At 41.5% G+C, this 16,363-nt stretch carries 16 protein-coding genes; 13 read left to right on the top strand and 3 right to left on the bottom strand.

Annotated features, from left to right (window positions below; translation table 11 throughout):
- The first annotated feature begins 253 nt into the window (after nt 1-253).
- The 4 genes from ACZ5NL_RS09655 to ACZ5NL_RS09640 all read left to right on the top strand — a co-directional run bounded on the left by ACZ5NL_RS09655 (nt 254) and on the right by ACZ5NL_RS09640 (nt 3,782).
- Complete coding sequence (locus ACZ5NL_RS09655) at nt 254-469, top strand: TRAM domain-containing protein (RefSeq protein ID WP_004066496.1); 216 nt, start codon at nt 254-256, stop codon at nt 467-469.
- Between the two features lie 120 nt (nt 470-589).
- The gene (locus ACZ5NL_RS09650) at nt 590-1,408 is read left to right on the top strand and encodes an undecaprenyl-diphosphate phosphatase (RefSeq protein ID WP_464843468.1); all 819 of its coding nucleotides are present in this window, start codon (nt 590-592) and stop codon (nt 1,406-1,408) included.
- Entirely contained in the window at nt 1,405-2,664 is a 1,260-nt protein-coding gene (glmU, locus tag ACZ5NL_RS09645) for a bifunctional sugar-1-phosphate nucleotidylyltransferase/acetyltransferase (protein WP_464842095.1), read from the top strand. The genes ACZ5NL_RS09650 and glmU overlap by 4 nt, the downstream gene beginning before the upstream one ends.
- A gap of 5 nt (nt 2,665-2,669) precedes the next feature.
- Nucleotides 2,670-3,782, top strand: a complete 1,113-nt coding sequence (locus ACZ5NL_RS09640; RefSeq protein WP_464842094.1) for a DUF835 domain-containing protein — start codon at nt 2,670-2,672, stop codon at nt 3,780-3,782.
- Nucleotides 3,783-3,791: 9 nt separating this feature from the next.
- On the opposite strand, the gene ACZ5NL_RS09635 is transcribed toward ACZ5NL_RS09640, so the two are convergent.
- The 3 genes from ACZ5NL_RS09635 to ACZ5NL_RS09625 form a co-directional block, all read right to left on the bottom strand.
- Nucleotides 3,792-4,964 carry a CBS domain-containing protein gene (locus tag ACZ5NL_RS09635; protein ID WP_464842093.1) on the bottom strand — a complete coding sequence of 391 codons (1,173 nt, stop codon included), beginning with the start codon at nt 4,962-4,964 and terminating at the stop codon, nt 3,792-3,794.
- A 141-nt stretch (nt 4,965-5,105) separates the two neighbouring features.
- The gene (locus tag ACZ5NL_RS09630; protein ID WP_464842092.1) at nt 5,106-5,684 is read right to left on the bottom strand and encodes a hypothetical protein; all 579 of its coding nucleotides are present in this window, start codon (nt 5,682-5,684) and stop codon (nt 5,106-5,108) included.
- 59 nt (nt 5,685-5,743) lie between these two features.
- Nucleotides 5,744-7,021 (bottom strand): S8 family peptidase, encoded by a 1,278-nt coding sequence (locus tag ACZ5NL_RS09625; RefSeq protein WP_464842091.1) that lies wholly within the window; start codon nt 7,019-7,021, stop codon nt 5,744-5,746.
- A gap of 199 nt (nt 7,022-7,220) precedes the next feature.
- Here ACZ5NL_RS09625 and ACZ5NL_RS09620 point away from each other — a divergent pair, with 199 nt between their 5' ends.
- The 9 genes from ACZ5NL_RS09620 (at nt 7,221) to ACZ5NL_RS09580 (ending at nt 16,315) form a co-directional block, all read left to right on the top strand.
- Entirely contained in the window at nt 7,221-7,835 is a 615-nt protein-coding gene (locus tag ACZ5NL_RS09620; RefSeq protein ID WP_464842090.1) for an energy-coupling factor ABC transporter permease, read from the top strand.
- On the top strand, nt 7,832-8,080 hold the full coding sequence (locus tag ACZ5NL_RS09615) for a PDGLE domain-containing protein (RefSeq protein ID WP_464842089.1): 249 nt from the start codon (nt 7,832-7,834) through the stop codon (nt 8,078-8,080). Before ACZ5NL_RS09620 ends, ACZ5NL_RS09615 begins: the two co-directional genes overlap by 4 nt.
- A gap of 1 nt (nt 8,081) precedes the next feature.
- On the top strand, nt 8,082-8,738 hold the full coding sequence (locus tag ACZ5NL_RS09610) for an energy-coupling factor transporter transmembrane component T family protein (protein ID WP_464842088.1): 657 nt from the start codon (nt 8,082-8,084) through the stop codon (nt 8,736-8,738).
- Complete coding sequence (locus ACZ5NL_RS09605) at nt 8,735-9,523, top strand: energy-coupling factor ABC transporter ATP-binding protein (protein ID WP_464842087.1); 789 nt, start codon at nt 8,735-8,737, stop codon at nt 9,521-9,523. Before ACZ5NL_RS09610 ends, ACZ5NL_RS09605 begins: the two co-directional genes overlap by 4 nt.
- Nucleotides 9,524-9,614: 91 nt before the next feature.
- On the top strand, nt 9,615-12,110 hold the full coding sequence (malP, locus tag ACZ5NL_RS09600; RefSeq protein WP_464842086.1) for a maltodextrin phosphorylase: 2,496 nt from the start codon (nt 9,615-9,617) through the stop codon (nt 12,108-12,110).
- Nucleotides 12,111-12,172: 62 nt separating this feature from the next.
- On the top strand, nt 12,173-12,850 hold the full coding sequence (gene pyrH / locus ACZ5NL_RS09595; protein WP_004066515.1) for a UMP kinase: 678 nt from the start codon (nt 12,173-12,175) through the stop codon (nt 12,848-12,850).
- 50 nt (nt 12,851-12,900) lie between these two features.
- A complete protein-coding gene (locus ACZ5NL_RS09590; RefSeq protein ID WP_464842085.1) occupies nt 12,901-14,220 on the top strand; it encodes an NAD(P)/FAD-dependent oxidoreductase in 1,320 nt (439 codons plus the stop codon).
- Between the two features lie 28 nt (nt 14,221-14,248).
- Nucleotides 14,249-14,815, top strand: coding sequence for an RNA 2'-phosphotransferase (locus tag ACZ5NL_RS09585; protein ID WP_464842084.1), 567 nt, complete (start codon nt 14,249-14,251; stop codon nt 14,813-14,815).
- Nucleotides 14,816-15,031: 216 nt separating this feature from the next.
- A complete protein-coding gene (locus ACZ5NL_RS09580; protein WP_464842083.1) occupies nt 15,032-16,315 on the top strand; it encodes a sodium-dependent transporter in 1,284 nt (427 codons plus the stop codon).
- The last annotated feature ends 48 nt before the right edge of the window (nt 16,316-16,363 follow it).

Genomic DNA, 16,363 nt, shown 5'->3' with positions numbered 1-16,363 from the left:
CTTTTGTAAAAGTCTAAATTAACAATAAAGGTATAAAAAGCCTTGTTTTTAACCAAAGGTTATGTAGAAAAGCGTTTTTTTCTGCAAAATTATAAGCTATGCCGCACAATAATAGACACTGGGAAACTTTTAATTACTTAGATCATTACCATTGTACATGGTCAAAACAAAATGCAAACCTTTATAAACCTCTAAAAGAACTAAATTCAGCGCTCTTCTAGGGTGCTGAAAATTTGAAAGGAGATTGTTGGAAATGTATGGAGATAGATTTGGTGGAAGAAGATTTGAAGCTCCAGTTAAGGTTGGAGAAAGATATAAGGTAAAAATAGAGAGCATTGGACAAGGCGGAGATGGAATTGCTAGAATTAAAGGATTTGTAGTATTCGTTCCAAACACAAAAGTTGGGGACGAAGTAGAGATTGTAATTAACAGTGTGAAGAGAAAATTCGCCTTCGCCGAGGTTATCTGATATTATTTTATCCCTAAAAGTTATTTAAAGATTTAAATTTGAGCTTTTCTCTTAATTTTTACCTTTGAGCTGCGAAAGGTTTATTTATTATAACCATAGTTAGTTTCTATAGTGGCAGCTATGGAGTATTACCAGGCCATTTTTATTGGGCTCTTGCAAGGGATTACGGAATGGCTACCAATAAGTAGTTCTGGGCAGGTAATGTTATTGCTAATAAACTTTCTGAAGATCCCTCCAGAGCAGGCCTATTCTTACTCCCTGCTTTTGCATTTAGGGACTCTTATGGCCTTATTTTTTAAGTTCAGATATGATTTAGGCAGGATTCTACTCAAATTAGTTCTCTTTAGATGGGAAGAGGAGGAAAGGTTTTTATTCTATTCTACTCTATTCACGGGGATAATAGGCCTGCCAATTTACAAAACTTTCAAAATTGTCGCATCCTCATTTAACGGAGAAGCGATTAACGGGGTAATAGGCATAGCCCTAATACTTACCGGCATAATTTTAAAGAAAGCTCAAGAAGCCCCTCTGGAAAAGCTGGAAAAAGGATTAAAAAAAGAAAAAGAGGAAGTGACAATATTTGACGCAATAGTTGCGGGAGTTGCACAGGGAGTGGCGGTAATCCCTGGAATATCGAGATCAGGAATGACAGTAGGGACTCTATTGCTTCTAGGCGTAAAACAAGAAAAAGCTGTAAGACTTAGTTTTTTAATGGCCATTCCTGCTATTACAGGGGCGCTATTTCTAGAGCTACCTACAGTTTCAAGTACTTCTGAACCTCTAACACTCCCATTAGCTGCAATAATAACTGCATTTGTTGTGAGCCTTCTTATGATTGAGATTATGCTGGAAATTGCCAAGCGACTTGATTTTTCCAAGTTCTGCATTTTCTTTGGTTTCATAGCTTTGATAGCATCTCTCTTGGGGGTGTTGGTATGAAGGGTGTAGTGCTCGCAGCTGGAAAAGGTGAAAGACTGAGGCCTCTCACAGATGATAGACCAAAAGTTATGCTCAAAGTTGCAAATAAAGCAATAATAGATTATGTTTTTGAAAATATATATCCCTTTGTTGATGAGTTCATAGTAATTGTGAGGTACCAAAAGGAAAAACTTATAGAATACCTCGGAGACGAATACGGCGGGAAACCAATAACCTACGTGGAACAGGTAGAAGGAGAAGGAACAGCAAAAGCTATCTATTCCGCAATTGAATACATCGAAAATGAGGAATTTTTAGCCGTCAATGGAGACATATACTTTGAAAGAGAAGGCATAAAGACTCTTTTGCAGTCCTTCAGAAAAAGTAATGCTGATGCTGCGTTGCTTGTGAAGAGATTTGAGGATCTAACTCATTTTGGAATGGTGGAAGTAGAGGGAGAACTCGTAAAGGGTATTAGAGAAAAGCCCGGAGCTGTTTCTGGGTATGCAAACTTGGGAATTTACTTGTTCAAGCCAGAGATTTTTAAGTTCATAGAAAACACCCCACAGAGCCAACGCGGAGAATATGAAATAACAGACACAATAAACCTCATGATAAAAGAAGGTAGAAAAGTTACATATGCAGTTTATGAGGGTTACTGGAACGATATAGGGAGACCATGGAATCTCTTAGAGCTAAATGAGTATATTCTCAAAAACCATCTCCAGCACAGCATAAAGGGTATTGTGGAGGAGGGAGCTACAATTCTTCCTCCCGTGGAAATCGGAGAAGGAACAGTTGTTAGAAGTGGAGCGTACATCATAGGGCCAGTGAAAATTGGAAAAAACTCCAAAATAGGACCTAATTGCTTCATAAGGCCCTACACAAGCATTGGAGATAAGTGCCATATAGGAAACGCTGTTGAAGTCAAAAACTCAATAATAATGGATCACAGCAACGCTCCTCATTTAAATTATGTAGGGGACTCAATTGTTGGAGAAAACACCAACCTAGGGGCTGGAACAATAACGGCTAACTTAAGACACGACAACAAAACTATAAAGGTGGAAATAAAAGGCAAACTCGAGGATAGCGGAAGAAGAAAGATGGGGGCAATAATAGGACACAACGTAAAAACAGGCATTAACGTAACAATATACCCGGGAAGAAAAATAGGAAGCAACTCCTTTATTGGTCCGGGTGTGATAGTTGATAAGAACATTCCCCCCAATGTGCTGGTTGTTGCCAAACAGGAAAAAGAGATTATAGAAAGGTGAGGGGAATGGCTTTCATTCCCTACCTTAATTTCCTATCGAGATGGTTGCTTTTCCTTGCCGTGTTTTATAAAGCCGCAAAAACCAGGGAAAAACGCTGGGGACTAATAACCACAGCATTATTTGTAAATGCCCTCGATGTGGAAAGTTATATCCTAACTCCTCTCGGCGTTTCCATTAGACAAGGGGCATATGACATTGCATCCAATATACCAAACTTCCTTGTAGCTGGTCTCCTAACTTGGGGAGGAATTCAGCTAAGGAAAGAAAGGAGCGAGTTTAAAGACGTTGTAACATTGGGAATATTCGCTATTGCAGCATATATCTGGCTCTTTCTGCTAGCGACAGAGTTTTTTGACAGGTTTGAACATTCATTTGCAATTAAATCATCATTTCCCAGCTTTGTCTTTGGAGCCTCTTTAATTTATGTTGGATACGTGTTGAGGAACTATGTAATCTCCAAGAACACGCTTGAGGAGCTCTTTCCGTGGGGGCTGATTCTTCTGGGGGCAATAAACCTCACATATCCTTTTACAAGAAACATTGAGTCAATAGCCCAAGCAGCGTTTCTGCTAGCGGCAGTTTTTCGATTAATGGCTGCAGCTGGAGCACTAAAATTCGCAATATATCCCTCTAAAATGGCAGTATTCGAGACACCAAAACAGCAAAAACTTCCAGAAATTAAGGGAGCATTTATTTTCAAAAGCAAAGAAGATCTGAAAAAAGCAATCCCGAATTTCTTTGATCAAAATATCATTATGATAACAAGAGACCTGCCAAAAGAAAAAGTCCCAGAAAATACCCTAGTTTACTGGCTAACAAAAATTGAAGAAAGTGGCATCAAAATGGACGGGAAAATCTACCCAGTATCACCAACAAGAATAGATGTCTTAATTCATCTCCTAACCAAGAACCTTGAAAGTGGCTACAATGCGGTTTATATAGATGGATTTGAGTATTTAATGATAGAAAACGGATTTGAGAGTGCCGTTAAGTTCCTATTTGATTTAAAGGACAGAGTTGTAAGCGAGGGGAAGGTTATAGCTCTAATAATAGACCCAAGAACCCTAACCGAGAAGCAGGTGGCACTCCTAGAAAGAGAATTCAGCAGCAGAATATAAAAAGAAAACTCAGAAGCCAAGATACTCTATAAACCTCCTGGTGTGCTTTGTCTCTCTTTGAAGCTCCACTTTTTGAAGTATCTGCCTTTCTATAGCTCTTAAGGCATCATGAACTGCCTGTATTGCTCCCCATGTTTCACCCGTGGCTATAAACTGCCCTTTGTCAGTCACAATTCTCATCCTTGCTTGGTAGAGGTGAACCCCACGTAGTTTCTCCGGGAATCTCCTGATCCTAAGGTAGATTATTCCTTCATTTCCGAGAAGGTCTTCATATCCCTCAACAAATCTCCTTATGTCGGAGATTATTCTCTCCCTTGTAAAGTCACTTAAATAGTGGGCATCTCCACCAAGCTGTAAGTAGAACCTGGCCTTCTGCTCGACCATTCTTGAAATTGGTAGCAGGAGATCCTTAACCGTAAGAACTCCTCTAACTACGTTTTCATTATCAACCACAACAAGGCCATCGATGTTGTGCTCCCTCATTAATTCTACAGCTTCCCTAACGCTTGCTTCAGGCTTTATTGTTATCACTCCTCTAAACATAACTTCCCTAAGCTGAGTTGAGAACGGTGGGATTTTTTCTCCAGCCACTTCTCCAAACTGTGCTCTGAATCTGGGTTTTATAAACCTGATAATCAGGTCATGCAGTGTTACCAAGCCTTCGAGCTTTCCTTCTTCGTTTACAACTGGGATTCTTGAGATAGCATGATCTCTCATTGTTGCAAGTGCCTTAGCCACAGTATCATACGGTTTAAGGGTAATTACGGTACTGCTCATAAACTCTTTTACGAGTCTTTTTCCAAATTCTTCCTTGGCAACCCTCTCAAGTAGGGCAATATCGCTTATTACACCAATAACATTGTTCTTATCCTCCCCAACAGGGAGTGAACGTAAGTCAGTCTCTATCATAAGTTTAGCTGCTAAACTTAGATCTTCATCAGGTTTTACAACGGGTGCGGGCTTGTATACATCCCTAACCTTAGCCTTTGTCGGATCCCACTTTAAGTGGGAGCGGATTATCAAATCTTGGGTCAATACACCCTTATACAGCTTTCCATCAAAAACAACAATTAAATCCGGATCTTCTTTTTCAAAAATTCCAATCGCCTCAGAAAGGGGGGCGTTTATGTCGATTTTTGCAAATTTTTCTGTCATAACTTCCTGGACAGAAATCCCGACCATTCTTGACACCTCCTTCAATTTTATATTGGTTTTCATACCATTTAAACCTTTCCGAGATGAGATTTATTTACATTAGGTTAATAAAGTTTTTGATTGCTTAATGCTTCAAATCCATTTCAAATGGGTACCCTCCTTTGAGAACTAAGTACAGAGCAAACAATCCCCAAATGCGTTCATAATAATGTCCCTCAGTTTATTCTCAGCATCCTCATGAATAAACGAAATTTCGCTTTCACTAAGCTTTTCAACAACTTCCCATCCAAAACTTAAAATGAAAAGAGCCAAAAAAGAATAAAGAACCAATTTTCTTTTTGTTAACCTTAAATACCCTTCATCTGATAAATTAAGGAGAACTTCAGCAATTATAGCCCAAACAGCCATTCCTCCAAGGAAGTGGCTTATCATGTCCGCGTTTCCCCACTCTTTGTGGAATAGGTCAACTGTAGTGAAGGGAACGTTTACAAGAGAAACATGAACCGCTATAAAAATTCCCAAGAGTACCATCGTCTTTTTGTTGTAGATTGGAGCCAAAAATGGTCTTAATTTAGGATTAGGATTTGAGAAATATCTATCAACCATATCAGGAATATAAAGGCCTATCAAAGCCACAAGAGTCCGGTATATGTGATCCACCCTTTGATAGATGAGAGCAGTTATAAATCCTAGGAAAACAATGAATCTGCTTATATTGAGAGCTGTTTTTGACTCTATATGAATCACCAAAATAGCAATACGAGGATATTCCATTTAAAAGTTTCTGAAGAAAAAGTAAAAGAGGATCAGCCGATAGCGGCTTGAACAGCTAAATCCGCTCTAACTATTCCATAACCATAGTCTGCATCCCATCCATTTGAATTGACATCATCAGCTGTCAAGTGTAGGATTCCCCTAACAGTATTATTGCTCATGTCATCAAACGCTCCAACTGGAAGGACATACCCATATTTGTTGTAGTATGCTGCCTGAATTAATGCCACTACTCCACTAACGTGAGGTGTTGCCATTGAAGTGCCACTAAGTGTTTCATAGGTATCGTCCGGATACGTGCTTAGTATATCAACACCAGGAGCACTCACTTCCACTCCTCTGTTGCTCCACCAAGGTACTTGGTCATTAATGTCAGTTGCACCAACGGCTATGACTTCTGGGTAGGCTGCCGGATAGCTTGGACTTGAAGAACCTTCATTACCACTTGCTGCAACAATGACGACACCGTAATTGTACGCTTCTATTATTGCATCGTGAAATGCTTGGAGATCGCTTGGGCCTCCAAGGCTCATGCTTATGACTTCTGCAGCATCATCATCCGGATCACCCACTATTATTCCATCTCCATCCCTGTCGAGAACTCCATCGGGGCCAAGAAGAGCTTGCTCTATTCCAAGGATTATGTCGCTATAAGATCCTCTACCGCTTGCATCAAGAACCCTAACAGCATAAATCTCCACAGCTGGAGCAACTCCAACAACTCCAATGTCGTTGTTAAGTGCCGCTATAGTTCCAGCCACATGAGTTCCGTGTCCGTTTTGATCTTTGTAGTCCTTGGGCTTTGTGGATACTTTGCCCCTAAGTACACTTACCGCCCAAGCAATATTATCCGCTAAATCCGGGTGGTCATAATCAATTCCCGTATCGAGGATTGCAACCTCAATTACTCCACCACTTGAACCATCAGTTATGCTCCATACATCCGGGGCTTTAATCCTTTCAATTCCCCATGGAATCGTTTGAGCTGGTTGTGAAGGCTTTGGCTTGCCTGTTCCCGGTGGTTTGCCTTTTAATATATGGGCCTCCGCATCGTATTCTACTCTAACAACACCCTTAGCATTCTTTAATCTCTCAACTGCTCTTGGAGGGAGTTCTGCAACAACGATTGGAAATATCTTTCCTCTTGCAACAACGTTGCCTCCAAGTGCAAAGATGGAGTTTTCGTTAAAGTCCTTGTCTATTGTTATTATTACTCGAACTTTTTCAACTGGAGCTGCCCCTACTATCCCTGCTGTAGCTCCAAACACGACAAAGACTAACAGCAGAGAAAAAACTTTGTTAAATCTCATAACTTTTCACCTCATACTCTGGAAACTTTTTTGTTTCCTTATGATTTATCTTGATCTCCAAACTATTTAACACTTTAGGTGTTTATTTGAACTAATTACAGCAACCTCTAGTTGGAAAATGAAGGTTTTAAAAAAGCTTTTATTTGGTGTTACCTTATCAAGACTTGGTGCCATCAGATAATCAAAGGAGGTGAACAATGTGCACATCCCTGATGGGCTGTTAAGTCTTCCTGTGATAGTGGTAACATATGCAGTGACGATTGGAATACTCGCATATTCATTAAGGAAGTTAAAGAACTTCCCAGAAGATAAAATTCCTCTCCTAGGACTGTTTGCAGCTGGCATCTTTGCTGCCCAGATGGTAAATTTCCCAATTATAGGGGGAGTAAGCGGGCATTTACTCGGAGCTGTACTCGTGGCAGTGCTCTTAGGGCCATACGCAGCAGTGCTAGTAATGACGGCAGTACTATTGATCCAGAGCCTCCTCTTTGGAGATGGAGGAATAACTGCCATAGGGGCAAACATACTAAACATGGGGGTAGTTGGGGCTTTTGTTGGATACTGGATATACTCCAAGTTCAAGAACTTCAATGAAGCATTTGGAATAGCATTGGCTTCCTGGTCGGCGGTAGTTTTAGGGGCATTGTTGGCTTCAGTGGAGATAGGTATAAGTCACAGTCTCCCCTTTGGAAAAGTGTTAAGCCTAATGGTCGGTTACCATGCAGTGATAGGCATTGGAGAAGCCTTAATAACTCTCTTTGTGGTGAATGCTCTCAAGTCCAAACTTCCTGAGATAGGGGGTGTTCCAGCATGAGAAACATCGTAAAAGGGCTGTTCATAATCCTTCTCCTGCTCGCAATTACTTTGCCATTTGCATCTGAAAACCCGGATGGGCTTGAAGCAACAATGGAAAAAGTACATCTGGAGGAATCCCCAGTTTACAGTGCTCCCCTTGACTACGGCGAAACATGGGGACAAAGCATTATAATGGGAGCAATCGGAATAGCACTTGTGTTTAGCATAGCTTATGGGCTTGGAAAACTGATAAAGGGTGTCTGACTTGTACCTCATTTTTATTTTTATTTACGCACTGCTGATCGTCACAAGAACAAGCTTAACTGAGCTATTTTACTTTCTCCCAGTACTGATGACGTTGATATTATTGCTCAAACCAAAAAGAGCGCTTTTTAAACATTTGGGATTTCTTCTGGGATTTGAAGGGTTCCTGTTTATTCTGGCGTTGTTTACACCCGGAAAACCCGTAGTAACAACCCCTCTTGGAATAATAACCTACGAGGGCATTCAAAGATTTTCCCTCCTACTTGGGAAGGCATTTCTCTCGTCCTCTGCTGTTGTTGTAGTCTCGAATTCTTTGGGATTTCCATATGTACTAGCCGAGATGGAAACCCTTCACTTTCCCCGGATACTGGTGCTAACTCTTGCGTTTACCTACCGATATCTTGAGCTTTTTGAAGAAGAAGCCCTTAGGATGAAGAGGGCACTTGACTCCAGGGCATTTAACATCGGGAAAATAGAGTACTACAGAAAGCTAGGAATGCTTATAGGAGAGATATTTGCCAGAGCATACATGAGAAGTGTGAGGATACACTGGGCAATGCTCTCTAGAGGCTTTGGAGAGTTTCCCAAAGTAGCAGAAGAAAGGAGACTTGAACCCCTACTTTTAACCCTAATTGCATTGGGGGTGGTGTTGCTTTGATAGAACTCGTGAACGTCCATTTTTCGTATAACGACCGAGAAGTACTGAGAGGCATTTCACTTAAAATAGATAAAGGAGAAGTTTTTGGAATCCTGGGCCCAAATGGAGCAGGAAAATCAACCCTTATAATGCACTTAAACGGCATACTGAAACCTAAAACGGGCAAGGTTATTGTAAACGGGATAGAAGTTAATAAAAACCCAAGAGAAGTTAGAAAAATAGTTGGGATAGTATTTCAAGATCCAAATGACCAGCTTTTTTCTCCTAAAGTATTTGACGATGTTGCCTTTGGTCCTTACAACCTGGGTTTGAGGGGAAGAGAATTAGAGGGGAGGGTTGAAAAAGCTCTAAGGCTTGTTGGTATGGAGGAGTATAAAAACAGGGAAACAAAGGAACTTAGCTTTGGAGAAAAAAAGAGGGTAGCTATAGCAACAGTACTTGCAATGGAACCGGAGATTTTAGTGTTTGATGAACCCTTTGCTAACCTTGATTTTCGTGGAAAGAAAATGTTGAGAGAGTTAATTGAGAAATTCAAAGGAGAAAAAACCATAATTTTATCTTCCCACGAGGCTGAATACCTTACACTATGTGATAGAATAGCCCTTTTGGATGAAGGCAGAGTTGTAAAAGTTGGAAGCCCAGAGGAGATTTTAGGAAACGCCGATCTCCTCAGGGAGCATAATCTAGATGTTCCCCCCTTAGTAGATTTATTCTCAGCTCTTGGACTGGAAATGCCCAAGAGCATAGAGGAAGCGAAAATAAGGCTAAGAAAGGTTTTGATATAAATTCGTCCGTCGCTTTTTATTTTCTCCAAAATCCTTATAATGTATCACTGCGAATGAGTAACAAAGTTGCATGAGCTTGTGGGGTGATACCATGGAAACTGTTGTTAATCAGATAAAATCAAAACTCCCAGAAAATTTAGAAGGTCTTTTAGACTTAGCTTATAACTACTGGTGGAGCTGGAATAGAAGAGCCACAAAACTCTGGGAAAAGATAAATCCCGAACACTGGCGGGAATATAAAAATCCAGTTAAACTTCTCCTTGATACCCCAGAAGAGAGATTAAAGGAACTTTCGAAAGATGATGATTTCATAAACCTGTACGAGCTCGTCATTGACCAGTTTAGGCATTATATGAACCCAGAAAGCACATGGTTCTCAACTAATTATCCAAAGTGGGAAGAACCCGTGATATATCTGTGTATGGAGTACGGGATAAGCAAGAGCCTCCCAATTTATTCCGGTGGACTTGGAATACTTGCCGGTGATCACGTAAAAACGGCAAGCGATTTGGGAATACCATTTATAGGTATCGGTCTACTTTACAAGCACGGATATTTCAAACAGGAAATTGACAAAGATGGAAAACAGATAGAGGTGTTTCCAGAGTACAACCCAGAGGAGATGCCGATTAAGCCCTTAACCACAGATAAAGGAGAACCACTTCTCATAGAGGTGCCAATAGAGGACAGAATAGTATATGCAAGAGCTTTTGAAGTCGATGTTGGGAGGGTAAAGCTGTACCTTCTCGATACTGACGTTCCCCAAAACTCTCCCGATGATAGATCCATATGTGATTACCTTTACAACGCTGAGATAGACAAAAGAATAAAGCAGGAGATACTCCTAGGTATTGGCGGGATGAGGCTTCTAAGAATGTTGGGAATTAATCCAGCTGTTATTCACCTTAATGAAGGGCATCCAGCCTTTGCAAACTTCCAAAGAATAGCCTGGCACATGGAGGAGGGTCTAAACTTTTTGGAAGCTTTAACCGTTGTAAGGGGCACAACGATTTTTACGACTCACACTCCTGTGCCAGCTGGACATGACAAATTCCCAATAGTCGAGGTTGAGAAGAGACTTGCCAAATTCCTTAAAGGTCTTCCAAAGGAGGAGTTCCTTAATTTAGGCAGAGAAGGAGATCAGTTTAACATGACCCTTCTCTCAATAAGGACCTCAAGCTATGTAAACGCTGTAAGCAAGCTCCATTCAAAGGTAACTAAAGAAATGTGGAGACACCTCTGGAGTGGTGTTCCTTTAGATGAAATTCCGGTAGAGGGTATCACAAACGGCGTCCACACAAAAACATGGCTTCATAACGAGATAAAGAAGCTTGTTGATAGATACATTGGGAGAGTCTGGAGAGATTACGCAGAGCTCGAGGGTCTTTGGTATGGGGTGGAGAGAATTCCGGATGAAGAACTATGGGAAGCTCATTTAAGGGCAAAAAGAGAGTTCATAGAACTTATCAAAAGGAAGATAAAAGAGAGAAATGAACGTCTTGGAATTGAAGAACCTCTGCCCGAAATAGATGAGAACGCTTTAATAATAGGCTTTGCAAGGCGTTTTGCAACCTATAAAAGAGCAACGCTAATTTTAACCGATTTGGAGAGGCTAAAAAGGATAGTCAACAACCCAGAAAGACCGGTATATATAATCTTTGGAGGAAAAGCCCATCCAAGGGATGAAGCAGGTAAGGAGTTCCTTAAGAAGGTCTATGAAGTATCTCAGATGCCCGAATTCAAGAACAAAATCATAGTGTTTGAGAACTATGATATGGGCTCCGCAAGGGCCATGGTGGCAGGGGTTGATGTGTGGCTTAACAATCCAAGAAGACCATTAGAGGCTAGTGGAACCAGTGGAATGAAAGCGGGATTAAATGGTGTTCTAAACCTAAGCATCTATGACGGATGGTGGGTTGAAGGTTACAACGGCAAAAACGGATGGGTCATAGGAGATGAAAGCCTCGAACCGGAAACAGAGAAAGATGACATTAGAGACGCTCAGAGCCTTTATGATCTCCTTGAAAATGAAGTAATCCCCACATACTACGAGAACAGGGCAAGATGGGTTTACATGATGAAGGAGAGCATAAAGAGCATCGCACCAAAGTTCAGCACTCACAGAATGGTAAAAGAATATGTTGACAAGTTCTACTCAAAAGCCCTAGCGAATGCTATCCTTCTCCGGAGAGACAGCTTTAAAGCAGCAAGGGAAATTGCATCATGGAAAGCGAAGATCTTCAGCTCTTGGGATAAGGTGGAGATAGAGCGCATTATAACCCATGATGCCAGCGGGGTTGAAGTTATAGTAAACCTCGATGGTCTAAGCCCCGAAGATGTGAAGGTTGAAATCTACTACGGAGTTAAAGCGGAAGGATACGCAATAGAAAAACCATACGTCATAGAGCTTAAACATCCTCAAAATCTCGGAGGCAACAGGTGGCTTTATCGCTATGAAGGAAACGCACTCAAAAATCTCGGCCATCCCTGCTGGCATTATGCTGTTAGAGTTTATCCATACCACGAAAAGCTTCCCCACAAGTTTCTACTAGGTCTTATCAAATGGAAGGGATTTTTTGAGTTTTGACCTTTTTATTTTATTTTGGAAAACGTTATAAAGCAAACAGCTCCTACTTAAGGAGGGTTACCATGAGAATAGTGTTCGACATTGGAGGTTCTGTTCTGGTTCCCGATAAGCCCGATGTTGAATTCATAGAGGAGATCGCCTATCAGCTGACAAAAATCAGCGAAGATCACGAGGTAGCAGTAGTTGTCGGAGGAGGAAAAGTAGCGAGGGAATACATCCATGCCGCAAAGGCTTTTACTCCAAACGAAACATTCAAAGACTACATCGGAATACACATAACAAGGGCCAATGCAATGCTTCTCATTGCGGCACTTAGAGAAAAAGCGTACCCATTTGTAGTGAGCGATTTTAGAAAAGCGTGGGAAGTAATGCAACTCAAAAAGATACCTATAATGGGGGGAACACATCCAGGACATACAACAGACGCTGTTGCCGCTCTCTTAGCTGAATATCTCCAAGCAGATTTGCTGGTGGTTATAACAAACGTTGATGGTGTCTATGATAGTGACCCCAAAAAGAACCCAAATGCAAAGAAGTTAGAGAGAATTTCAACTGAAAAGCTCGTAGAAATAGCTATGCAGAGCGAAAGCAAAGCGGGTGGGAGTGGTGTTGTCGACGCCCTAGCTGCCAAATTCATCCAGAGAGGCAAAATAAGAACCCTAATTATCGGCAAGGATGATGCAAGAAACCTGTTTGATGCGATAAAGGGCAAACACAAGGGGACTCTAGTTGAACCTTGAGTTCACAATTTTTTTATACTCTCCGGCTTTTCTCCTATGTGGTGATAGTTATGAGAATAGTGGTTATTGGTTCCGGGACAGCAGGAAGCAATTTTGCTCTCTTTGCAAGAAAGCTTGATAGAAAAGCGGAAATCATTGTGATAGGAAAAGAAAAAACAATGCAATATTCTCCCTGTGCGTTGCCCTTTGTTTTAAGCGGGAAGATACCAAAGCTGGAAAACATCATTGTATTCCCAAACGAGTTCTACGAAAAGCAAAAGATTCAAATGATGCTAAACACTGAGGCAAGGGAGATAGACAGGAAAAGGAAGGTCGTGATTACGGACAAAGGTGAAGTTCCCTATGATAAGCTTATCCTTGCCACCGGCTCTAAGGCCTTTATTCCCCCAATAAAAGGCGTGGAAAGTGAAGGGGTTTTTACCCTAAAGAGGATGGATGACGTAAAGAAGATCCAAGCGTATCTGAAGGAGAGAAAACCAAAAAAAGCCGTTGTAATTGGAGCGGGCTTGATAGGGCTAGAAGGAGCGGTGGCATTTAGGGAGCTTGGACTGGAAGTTGTTGTTGTCGAACTGCTTGAGCATTTGCTTCCAACAATGCTAGATAAGGATATTGCCTCAATAGTCCAATCCCATCTTGAAGAGAAGGGAATAGAATTTAAATTTGGTGTTGCAGTAAGTGAGATTCTTGGAAACCCTGTGAGGGCTGTTAAGATAGGGGAAGAAGAGATCGAAGCAGACCTCGTTCTTGTGGCAACTGGTGTAAGGGCTAACGTCGATCTTGCCCGAAAGGCCGGATTGGAAGTTAACAGAGGCATTGTCGTTGATGAATACCTTAGAACAAGCGATCCTGATATATACGCCATTGGAGATTGTGCCGAAGTCTTCGATGCCGTAACTGGAGAGAGAACATTAAGCCAATTGGGCACTACAGCAGTGAGAATGGCAAAGGTAGCGGCAGAAAACGTTTTTGGGAAAGGTATAAAATTCAGGCCCGTCTTCAATACTGCCATAACCGAGCTCTTTGACCTAGAAATTGGAACGTTCGGGATCACTCAGGAGAGGGCAAATAGAGAGGGTATTGATGTTGTTGTGGGCAAATTCAAAGGTTCAACAAAGCCAGAGTACTATCCCGGAGGAAAGCCAATAATCGTAAAGCTGATCTTTAGAAAGGAAGACAAGAGCTTAATAGGAGCACAGATAGTTGGTGGCGAGAGGGTGTGGGGCAGAATAATGGCCCTAAGTTTTGCTGCTCAAAAAGGAGCTACAGTGGAAGATATAGCTTATGGAGAAACTGCCTATGCCCCACCAATAAGCCCAACCATTGATCCCATAACAGTAGCAGCTGAGATGGCACTGAGAAAGTTTAAGTGACGCTTCTCTTTTTTAATTTTGATGAGCCATGAAAGGGAAAGAGGAATTCTTAAAGAGTAGGGAGAGAGTTAAAATCAGCAAACTCATGAGCTATATCCTAAGGCATGCTCCATGGGAGTTTGGAGTTGACGTCGATGAGGCAGGGTTTGTCAGCCTTGATGAGCTCATCAAAGCCCTCAGAAAAGTCCATCCCTGGATAGAAGAGAAGCATGTCCTATGGATAGTCGAAAACGATCCAAAAGGCAGGTTTGAAATTAGAGGAAACAAAATAAGAGCCAGATACGGACACACTTTTGATGTCTCTTTGGATCATGAAGAAGATGTTGACGTGAAGGTTCTCTACCATGGAACTCCTAGAAGAAACCTTGAAAAGATATTGAGAGAAGGCATAAAATCGATGAAAAGAAAGTTTGTTCATTTAACAACAAGCAAAAAAGAGGCCTACGAAACAGGACGCAGATACGGAAGAGATGTGGTGGTTATTTTAGTAGATGCTGAATGCCTGAGGAAAAAAGGATACAGAATTTATAAAGCTGGAAAGAATGTTCGTATAGTTGAATTTGTTCCTCCTGAGTGCATAATTCTCTACGAATAACCAAAAACCCTTCCTAAACTTCAACTTTTTTGACATAATGACAAACAAAACTGGAAAATATTTTTATAGGGGAAGAACATTCCAATGCGTTGATGCCCTATGACGTTCAGGAGTGAGTGTTTTTGGGAGTATAGTTGGTGAACCTATTCTATTGCTAGTTCAAGGTAGGGATTGTTTTTGGCGCTGATCCAATAAAACCTTTTGGAGGTGTAGTTTGTGGCAAGAGAAACCTGGGGAAGTAGAGTAGGGTTTGTTGCAGCTGCAATAGGAAGTGCAGTAGGCTTAGGAAACATCTGGATGTTTCCAATGAGAGCGGGTCTCTACGGTGGGGCAGCATTCCTGCTTCCATACTTAGTGTTGCTTTTTGCAGTGGGAGTTGTAGGGCTTACAGTAGAGTGGACTCTAGGGAGGGCAACTAAAGGAGGTCCAATAGAGGCATTTGCCAAAACACTGCCAGGAGGAAAGTACCTTGGAATACTTGTAAACGCGATAATGGTCATGATATTTGCCTTTTATTCCTTGGTGCTTGGATGGATACTTAGATACTTCATAGCCTCCCTTACTGGGGAACTTACGGAAGTCAATCCAGGAGCGTTTTTTGACACCTTAGCCTTCAGCAAAGAGGCCATCTTATGGCAGTTCATCGTGATAGCAATAACGGTAGCCATAGTAGCTATGGGAGTTCAAAAGGGAATTGAAAGGGCAAATAAAGTCATGATGCCCGCGTTATTTGTGCTGTTGGTGATATTAACTATAAGGAGCGTTACCCTGCCCAACGCTTATGAAGGGCTTAAATTTTATCTCCTTCCCGACTGGAGTAAAGTGATGAGCGGAAAAACCTGGATGATAGCCCTGTCACAGATGTTCTTTTCTCTAAGCGTCTTAGGAACCACAATGGTAGTTTATGGAAGCTATCTAAAAGAGGAAAGTGACATCCCGTTATCGGCAATAGCAACGGCCTTCGGAGATACAGCGGTAGCTGTTACAGCTGGATTTCTAGTATTCCCTGCAGTTTTTTCATTTGGTCTTGAGCCCACAGCGGGTCCTGGTTTGGTGTTTGTGACATTACCAATGGTCTTTCAAAAAATGCCCGGAGGAATGCTCTTTGGGGCATTGTTTTTCCTTCTGCTGATATTCGCTGGACTTTCTTCAACGGTTTCAATGCTTGAAGTCTACGTAGATTCAGCCATTACAAAGCTCAACATGAGCAGAAGAAACGCTTCGATCCTTTTAGGAATTTTGACCTTCTTGGTAGGAGCACCTTCCGCAGTTAACCCATCCTACTTTGACTGGCTGATCAACATTTCGACAGTTTACATAGGGCCATTGGGAGCTTTGATAGCAGCTCTAGCTCTGATAAAGCTTGGAGTGGATAAAGCGTATGAGGAACTTAAAAAGGGAGCTCTAATAGAAGTACCAGAACTCTGGAAGCCTTGGGTAAAGTTCCTGTATCCAATAGTGATAGCTGTGATATACATCTCACAATTCCTGCTGGGGTGATCTAAATGGATGCAGTTTACATAATAGCCCTGTTTGTAGTGTTTATAA

The organism is Thermococcus aegaeus (genome assembly GCF_055393685.1).
This window is presented reverse-complemented; position numbering and strand designations above follow the sequence as displayed.

Excerpts from the sequence above, each read along its gene's own strand:
- ACZ5NL_RS09640 (WP_464842094.1), top strand. The coding sequence starts at position 2,670 with ATGGCTTTCATTCCCTACCTTAATTTCCTATCGAGATGGTTGCTTTTC.
- malP (WP_464842086.1), top strand. The coding sequence starts at position 9,615 with ATGGAAACTGTTGTTAATCAGATAAAATCAAAACTCCCAGAAAATTTA.
- ACZ5NL_RS09655 (WP_004066496.1), top strand. The coding sequence starts at position 254 with ATGTATGGAGATAGATTTGGTGGAAGAAGATTTGAAGCTCCAGTTAAG.
- ACZ5NL_RS09590 (WP_464842085.1), top strand. The coding sequence starts at position 12,901 with ATGAGAATAGTGGTTATTGGTTCCGGGACAGCAGGAAGCAATTTTGCT.
- ACZ5NL_RS09650 (WP_464843468.1), top strand. The coding sequence starts at position 590 with ATGGAGTATTACCAGGCCATTTTTATTGGGCTCTTGCAAGGGATTACG.
- glmU (WP_464842095.1), top strand. The coding sequence starts at position 1,405 with ATGAAGGGTGTAGTGCTCGCAGCTGGAAAAGGTGAAAGACTGAGGCCT.
- ACZ5NL_RS09625 (WP_464842091.1), bottom strand. The coding sequence starts at position 7,021 with ATGAGATTTAACAAAGTTTTTTCTCTGCTGTTAGTCTTTGTCGTGTTT.
- pyrH (WP_004066515.1), top strand. The coding sequence starts at position 12,173 with ATGAGAATAGTGTTCGACATTGGAGGTTCTGTTCTGGTTCCCGATAAG.
- ACZ5NL_RS09615 (WP_464842089.1), top strand. The coding sequence starts at position 7,832 with ATGAGAAACATCGTAAAAGGGCTGTTCATAATCCTTCTCCTGCTCGCA.
- ACZ5NL_RS09635 (WP_464842093.1), bottom strand. The coding sequence starts at position 4,964 with ATGGTCGGGATTTCTGTCCAGGAAGTTATGACAGAAAAATTTGCAAAA.
- ACZ5NL_RS09585 (WP_464842084.1), top strand. The coding sequence starts at position 14,249 with ATGAAAGGGAAAGAGGAATTCTTAAAGAGTAGGGAGAGAGTTAAAATC.